Raw genomic sequence first — 6,629 nt, 5'->3', positions numbered from 1 at the left:
GCTATGTCCTCAGCGGCGCCAACCAGGAGCACGGCATCCTGTCGCGCGAGGGCGCACCCGACACCGACATTGCCGCGCGCTTTCCCATCGGCACACAGCTGCGCATCTTGCCCAACCACGCCTGCGCTACCGGCGCGCAGTATCCGGAATATCACGCGCTGGCTGAAAACGGTGAACTGGCAACCTGGAGCCGCCTGCACGGCTGGTGACCTCTGGCTTCCATGCGGCCGGATGCTATTAAAAGCATAGCTGCTCGCGCAATCGTCTATTGGGCTTCAGGACTTTTTTTCTTGAGAATTCCTTGAGCTGACTCACTTGCACATGCTGTAGCCGCCGGTCTCCAGGTGGAAATGGTCCTTGTGCGCGGTGTTGTAGTCAGGGCCCAGCACGCCCTTGAAGTACTTGCAGGCCCCTTTGTGGGCGTCGCGCAGCAGCAGCGCCTCGGGGCCGGGCGGTGTGGTGTCGTCTTCGTCGGGCCAGTGTTTCAGCACCGTGACGCGCTTGCCGCTGGCCAGTGTGAAGGCGGAAATGTCCAGCGCATTGGCAGTGGCATGGCGGCTGCGGGAACGGGCCGGTGCATTGGGCGGCGCGCCTTCGCCGCTGTTGATGTTGCGGCAGGCATAACTGCCCAGGTGGTCAATGCCCGCCACGCGCTGGCCAAAATGCAGCTGCGCCGCCGGCTGCAGCGCATTTCTTTCCCACATGAAGAACGACAGCGCCATGGGGCAACTGAGCGGCAGGGCCGTGCCTATGCGTACGGGCGCCGTGCGCAGCCGCACCGCATTGCTGAACCCGCAGCCGTCGCCTGTGCTGCGGTCGGGCAATTCGTCGTACTGCATGCCGCTGCTTGCCAGCGCGGCCAGGCAGCGCGCCGGGTCGTTGCGGGCGCGTGACAGTTTGTAAAAGGTCAGCATGTTGGGCGGTGCCGTTACTTCCAGCGGTGCCCACGGGTTGATGTGCGTGGGAATCTGCAGGGCGCCGCTGTAAACCCCGTACGCCACCGTGACCAGGCCGCTCCATGCGGCCAGCCATAACCAGCGGCCCCAGCGCAGCCGCCTGTCAGGCGGCTCATCGGGCGGAAGGCCGGAGTCTGGGGGAAGGGGCATGGTGTTCGTTGATAAGCGAGGGGTGCAGCCATGAGCGTACAGGCCTGCTAGCCCAAGATGGCCGGATTTGTTCTCTTGCGCCGAAATCCCGACTGCTGCAGGAGGATTCGACATCCAATTCGTCGTTTAATGRCATCGTCTGACTGATGCCAAAACCCGCGCGCACAAGCCGCTGGCAACAGGCTTAACGGAGTATTTTGATGGCCGACAACGCAACCCACACCCCAGCCCAATCCCCGCTGGCCGCTGACACCAGCCGGCACCACCAGATGTTTCCGGTGCTCAGCGCCGCTGAAATTGCACGCATCCAGCGCTTCGGCAAGGTGTTGCAGTTCAAGAAGGGAGAGAGGCTGTTTGCCGCCGGTGAGCCCGGTCCCGGCATGTTTGTGATGCTCAAGGGGTCGGTCACCATCACCCAGCGCGACGGCCTCGGCCATGTCGTGCCCATCGTCAACCAGGGGCCGGGCCAGTTTCTGGCTGAGGTCGGCCAGCTGTCGGGCCAGAACGCGCTGGTCGACGGCCATGCCGAAGAAGATGTCGAAGCCCTGCTGGTGCCGCCAGGCCAGTTGCGCGCGCTCATCATTGCCGAAGCCGACCTGGGCGAGCGGCTGGTGCGCGCGCTGATTTTGCGGCRCGTGGCATTGATCGAGGCCGGCGCCAGCGGCCCGGTGCTGATCGGCCAGCCCAACTCGGCCGGTGTGGTGCGTCTGCAAAGCTTTTTGAACCGCAACGGCGAGCCCAACCATGTGGTGGACATCGCCCAGGACGCGGGCGCCGCCGCGTTGATGGAGCAATACGGCGTGGCCGCCGGTGACGTGCTGGCGGTGTGCCCGGATGGCTCGGTGCTGGTGAACCCCGACGAAAACCAGCTGGCGCGCTGCATCGGCATGGTCGACACGGAAGAACACGACGAGCTGTTTGACGTGATCGTGGTGGGCGCCGGGCCCGCCGGGCTCGCCACGGCGGTGTACGCCGCATCGGAAGGCCTGCATGTGCTGGTGCTGGACTGCCGTGCTTACGGCGGGCAGGCCGGCGCCAGTGCGCGCATTGAGAACTACCTGGGTTTCCCTACCGGCATATCCGGCCAGGCGCTGGCCGGCCGCGCATACGTGCAAGCGCAAAAGTTTGGTGTGGAAATGCTGATCCCCGCGCAGGCCCAGTCGCTGGACTGCGCCCACAAGGCCATCAAGGGCGAGCTGCAGGTGAAGCTGACTGACGGCCGCAAGCTGCGCGCCAAGACCGTGGTGGTGGCCAGCGGCGCCCGCTACCGCCGCCCCGAAGTCCCGCGCCTTGAAGAATTTGAAGGCCGCGGCGTCTGGTATTGGGCCTCTGCGCTGGAAGCCAAAATGTGCAGCCAGACCGACGTGGTGCTGGTGGGCGGCGGCAATTCGGCGGGCCAGGCGGCCGTGTTTTTGTCGCAGCATGCGGCCAAGGTCAACATGCTGGTGCGCGGCCCCAGCCTGGCCGCCAGCATGTCGCGCTACCTCATAGACCGCATTGAAGCCGCACCCAACATCGAGCTGCTGCCGCACACCGAGGTGGTGAAGCTGCACGGCGATGATGATGGCGACGGCAATGGCGGAACAGGCCTTTCCGGTGTGACCTGGCGCAACCGCAAGAGCGGCACCGAACACGCGGCGGATGTGCGCAACGTGTTCCTGTTTGTCGGCGCCGACCCGGAAACCAGCTGGCTGACCAGCTGCGGCGCAGCCATTGATGCACACGGTTTTGTCCGTACGGGGGAGGCCGTCACCTGCAAGCATTCCGACTACAAACCCGCTCCGCTGGAAACAAACATTCCGGGCCTTTTTGCCATTGGCGATGTGCGCAGCGGCTCTGTCAAGCGCGTGGGCGGTGCAATAGGCGAGGGCGCCGCGGTGGTGGCCATGATCCACCAGCACCTGGCGGCGATGGAACGTACGGCTGTTGCTGCCTGACTGGAGTTTTGTATGCGTATCAAACCTTGCACCCATGTTCCTGCCGAGATTCACTCACCCAATGCAAGGGGCTGCGAAGAATGCCTGAAGATGGGCGACACCTGGATGCATTTACGGCTGTGCGTGCACTGCGGTCATATCGGCTGTTGCGACGATTCAAAAAACCAGCATGCCAGTAAACACCATGCAGCGACGGGGCACGCGGTGATCCAGTCGTTTGAGCCGGGGGAAAGCTGGATGTGGTGTTATGAGCACGAGCTGCAGGTGGGCTAGGGTGCAGCTATTTCGCGTAGCTAAAGTCGTAAACAAGAGTTCTAATGAGCGCTGCGACAGGTATATTTAATGGAGCAGGAAGGTCATATGGAGCGGGCAATGGAAGCTGGTTTTGTGGGTGGATTTGCCACCTTATATTGCACCCATATGCGGTATAAATTACGTTATACAGTGCGCGACGTCGTGCTCATTTCCGCGATCGTCCTCTCGAGCTCATTTCTGCTGTCGCATGCTTGGGCGAACAGCACACCGCCCCCTGCGGGAACTGCGGGAGCGCGACTGGTGTTCGAAAAATCGACTGTTTCGATCTCAAACGAACAAAGGTCGGCGCTCGACCATGCAGCCGAGGAAATGGTGGCGAAGTGCGGGCCGGACTGGGCCGCAAAGTCTTGGGTACGCATCGAATACTCGGTTGCCCCTATGTCGCTTCCTCGGCGAGATTATCAACTCATTGGAACGCGGGCAGAGCGCGTTCGCGAGTACATGAAGCGGTTCAATCCCAAGCTCACGCGGGTGTTGATTGATATATCGGAGAGTCCATTTGACGACACTGCTGGTAGTAAGTTTGATCACTCGATCGTTGTGTCCATGATGTGCAGCCTGTGAATGCCCTGCATAACATGTCAATCGACGCGGACCCACAACAGCAGGAGGCGGCTCCGCCGCAAAGGGTGATGGTCCGGTCATTTTTACGTTAGGCAGCAGAAAAAAATGCGCGCACCTGGTCCTTCGAGCAACATTACTCAGTTGGTTTTTTGTCGCGAGAACGTTGATCCCGACGTCGTGACAAATCGGCTCGGGTTGGATCCATCGGAAGCTGTGAGGCTTGGTGAGTGCACAACGACGGGCGTTAGAGCGGGATYCGCGTCGCCGGTTGGTCTGTGGAAACTGGATCTACCAGAGGCTGGCGAAGATCTCACGGTGGAGCAGCAGTTGGCCAAGTGGATTGGACTCCTTCAGCCGAGGTCTGCGGCGCTAAGCAGCCTGCGGCGTGAGGGTTACTCGCCTTATCTGGACTGCCGGGCAGAGCAAGGCTCGTTGTCGCTTTGTATCGCGCCTGATGTACTCGCGTCACTTGGCGAACTGAATGTCTCACTTAGCATCTGGCTTTATGAGCAATCGTGATCGCCAACTGACTAACATGACAATCGACACGTACCCACAACATCAGAAGGCGGCTTCGCCGCAAGTTGTTGTGGTCCGGTCATCTTCACGTGAGGCCGTAAAAAAATACTCTCTGTCTGCCAATTTCCGTCAGCCGCAGCGTGACCAGTCCTAACCGGTTGCTGGTGTCTTTGCTTCGCGTTCACCAAGCCGCATGCAGATCGGTATGTTTACGACTTTAATTGCTCGGAATAGCAGCGGGCGGGGGCGCCGCCTTGGTGGTCTTGGTGAACTCCGTCGAGGCCACCATCACCGGGCTTGATTTCGGGCTGCGCTGCCAATGCTCGTCGGCTGCTTTTTCAATCGCGTCCTTGTCGTAAACGCCTTTTGAGAGGTCAGCCCATACATGCACATAGGCCCGGCACCAGGCGTTCCTGGCCTCATTGACCTTTTCTTCGGAAAGTTCCGGAGTGGCGCCAGGGTTGGGATCGGATTCGGTGGCCATGCAGCCATCGTAGCTGCCGATGGCTGGCGAGTCTACTGCTGTGAGGGCGCAAAGAGCCGGCCCGTGGCAGACGTTACCTTACCTCACGCAACCTATCCCCTCAAGCGCAACCCTGACATCCGCCGGCCCCCGCACCTGAACCGCCTGAAGCCCGGCGGCCCTGGCGCCTTCGACGTTGTCGGGGTGGTCGTCAAAGAACAGGATGGCGTTGAGCGGAACGCCCATCGCGTCAGCGACGTATTCAAAAGAGCGGCGCTCAGGCTTGCGGTAACCGATCTCGGACGACACAAAAATTCGCTCGAATGACTGCGCCAGGCGGGGGTAAAGCGCGGTCCATACCGCCTGATGTGTGGCGTTGGTGTTGGAAAAAACATAGCACGGGAGATGGTTACGCGCTTCCTGCACCAGGTCGAGCGTCTCGGTGATCTCGTCGCCGAAAATGGCGTTCCAGCCTGCGGTGATGTGTGCCGGATTGTCTTGAAGCTGCAAGGCCTCGGCCAGATGGGCGAAGTAATGCGCCGCCGTGATTTCGCCGCGCTCATGCTGCTGGTAGGGCAGATCGGCGCTGAAGGTGGCTTTCAGCTCTTCGAGCGATAGCCGGGAGATTGGCTGCCAGTGCTCAAGCACGCGGTTGAAATCAACATCGATCAACACGCCGCCTAGATCGAACAGCAGTGCCTGGACTTTGGTGGTTTGCATGTTGCTGGGTTTTATGGGTTTTTGTAGGTCTTGTCGCTGTGCGGCGCAGCCAGGAATTCAGGCAACTGTTCAGCCCGGGCAGAGAACTCACACAGGGCTGGGTAGTCAGCCGCGTTCACTACCTCTGGAATCATGGCCTGCGTGAAGTGCCATGTGATGCCCGTGGTCACGCCGTCCTGGCCCATGGTGCCGCTGGTCGCCGCCAGCGGTTTGCGCCGAAGTTCTGATTCCAGTTCACCATAGGCCGCCAGCAACTGGCCCGTCACACGAGACACCCAGGGCTGGTGCAGCTTTTCAGCGGGGCGCAGGTTGCGCTCATAGATGATCTGCACGCTTTTTTCACAGGCGGCCATGGCCAGGCCAATCACGCGCAGTGCCTGCTGGCGTTCGGCAATGGCCGCCGGCATCAGGCTTCTGGGCGGCGCCTGCTGCACGGCCAGCGCCTCGGCGTAGTCGATGATCAGGGTGGAGTCCATGAGCACCGTGCCGTCGTCACACACAAGTGAGGGCGCTTTGACAACCGGGTTGATCTGCCGGAATTTCTCAAAGGTGCTGAAGACCGAGACCGATTGGTGTTCAAAGCGCAGGCCGAGGAGTTGCAGGGAAATGGCTACGCGGCGAACGTAGGGCGAGTCGAGCATTCCTATGAGTTGCATGGCAGTTCCTGTTCAGGGTTTACCGGTCACGACGGATTTGTCTTGATGGGGAAGAGGCGGCGACTGGACCATGAGGTCGCGCACCGAGCCAATGGCCAGCGCCAGAAAAGCGGCGGCGCAAAGCTTGTAGGTCACCTTGGCCCACCGCGTGCCGGCCCGGCGAAAGATCCGGTCAACCACTGCCGCGCAGAAGAATGCCCATACCACCGACGACACCATGAAGCCCACAAAAAAGATGCCGTAGTCGGCAGCCGTTGGTTCATGGATTCCAACGCCGCCCAAGGCGCTGCCGAGCGCGGCCCAGTAGGCAATGTTTTGCGGGTTGGTGATGGACAGGAGAACCCCCGCG

9 protein-coding genes and 1 pseudogene are annotated in these 6,629 nt (G+C 61.2%); 5 read left to right on the top strand and 5 right to left on the bottom strand.

Annotation, left to right across the window (positions count from 1 at the left end; translation table 11 throughout):
- Positions 1–209 (top strand): annotated as a pseudogene (locus AC1D1P_RS10960) (DSD1 family PLP-dependent enzyme); the annotation flags it as partial.
- Between the two features lie 102 nt (positions 210–311).
- Here the strand turns inward: AC1D1P_RS10960 and AC1D1P_RS10955 are convergent.
- Positions 312–1,106, bottom strand: a complete 795-nt coding sequence (locus tag AC1D1P_RS10955) for an extensin-like domain-containing protein (protein ID WP_477672986.1) — start codon at positions 1,104–1,106, stop codon at positions 312–314.
- A 200-nt stretch (positions 1,107–1,306) separates the two neighbouring features.
- On the opposite strand from AC1D1P_RS10955, the gene AC1D1P_RS10950 reads away from it, so the two are divergent.
- The 4 genes from AC1D1P_RS10950 to AC1D1P_RS10935 all read left to right on the top strand — a co-directional run bounded on the left by AC1D1P_RS10950 (position 1,307) and on the right by AC1D1P_RS10935 (position 4,441).
- Positions 1,307–3,043, top strand: a complete 1,737-nt coding sequence (locus tag AC1D1P_RS10950) for an FAD-dependent oxidoreductase (protein WP_477672985.1) — start codon at positions 1,307–1,309, stop codon at positions 3,041–3,043.
- A 12-nt stretch (positions 3,044–3,055) separates the two neighbouring features.
- Positions 3,056–3,316 (top strand): UBP-type zinc finger domain-containing protein, encoded by a 261-nt coding sequence (locus tag AC1D1P_RS10945; RefSeq protein ID WP_477672984.1) that lies wholly within the window; start codon positions 3,056–3,058, stop codon positions 3,314–3,316.
- Positions 3,317–3,385: 69 nt separating this feature from the next.
- Positions 3,386–3,922: a hypothetical protein gene (locus tag AC1D1P_RS10940; RefSeq protein WP_477672983.1), complete on the top strand. Its 537-nt coding sequence runs from the start codon at positions 3,386–3,388 to the stop codon at positions 3,920–3,922.
- A gap of 105 nt (positions 3,923–4,027) precedes the next feature.
- The gene (locus tag AC1D1P_RS10935; protein ID WP_477672982.1) at positions 4,028–4,441 is read left to right on the top strand and encodes a DUF4279 domain-containing protein; all 414 of its coding nucleotides are present in this window, start codon (positions 4,028–4,030) and stop codon (positions 4,439–4,441) included.
- 217 nt (positions 4,442–4,658) lie between these two features.
- On the opposite strand, the gene AC1D1P_RS10930 is transcribed toward AC1D1P_RS10935, so the two are convergent.
- From AC1D1P_RS10930 to AC1D1P_RS10915, 4 genes are all read right to left on the bottom strand, one after another.
- Positions 4,659–4,925, bottom strand: a complete 267-nt coding sequence (locus AC1D1P_RS10930; protein ID WP_477670805.1) for a hypothetical protein — start codon at positions 4,923–4,925, stop codon at positions 4,659–4,661.
- Positions 4,926–5,003: 78 nt separating this feature from the next.
- Positions 5,004–5,624, bottom strand: a complete 621-nt coding sequence (locus AC1D1P_RS10925) for an HAD-IA family hydrolase (RefSeq protein ID WP_477670804.1) — start codon at positions 5,622–5,624, stop codon at positions 5,004–5,006.
- Positions 5,625–5,635: 11 nt separating this feature from the next.
- On the bottom strand, positions 5,636–6,280 hold the full coding sequence (locus AC1D1P_RS10920) for a glutathione S-transferase (protein WP_477670803.1): 645 nt from the start codon (positions 6,278–6,280) through the stop codon (positions 5,636–5,638).
- Positions 6,281–6,292: 12 nt separating this feature from the next.
- Positions 6,293–6,629, bottom strand: a 337-nt coding sequence (locus AC1D1P_RS10915) for a LysE family transporter (RefSeq protein WP_477672981.1), incomplete at its 5' end; no start/stop codon positions are given.

The organism is Polaromonas sp. P1_E1_2 (genome assembly GCF_056406035.1).
Note: the sequence above shows the minus strand (reverse complement) of the source record. Positions and strands in the feature narration are given on the sequence as shown.

What these genes read in the sequence shown, in the direction of transcription:
- AC1D1P_RS10925 (WP_477670804.1), bottom strand. Translation starts at nt 5,624, where the DNA reads ATGCAAACCACCAAAGTCCAGGCACTGCTGTTCGATCTAGGCGGCGTG.
- AC1D1P_RS10945 (WP_477672984.1), top strand. Translation starts at nt 3,056, where the DNA reads ATGCGTATCAAACCTTGCACCCATGTTCCTGCCGAGATTCACTCACCC.
- AC1D1P_RS10930 (WP_477670805.1), bottom strand. Translation starts at nt 4,925, where the DNA reads ATGGCCACCGAATCCGATCCCAACCCTGGCGCCACTCCGGAACTTTCC.
- AC1D1P_RS10920 (WP_477670803.1), bottom strand. Translation starts at nt 6,280, where the DNA reads ATGCAACTCATAGGAATGCTCGACTCGCCCTACGTTCGCCGCGTAGCC.
- AC1D1P_RS10940 (WP_477672983.1), top strand. Translation starts at nt 3,386, where the DNA reads ATGGAGCAGGAAGGTCATATGGAGCGGGCAATGGAAGCTGGTTTTGTG.
- AC1D1P_RS10955 (WP_477672986.1), bottom strand. Translation starts at nt 1,106, where the DNA reads ATGCCCCTTCCCCCAGACTCCGGCCTTCCGCCCGATGAGCCGCCTGAC.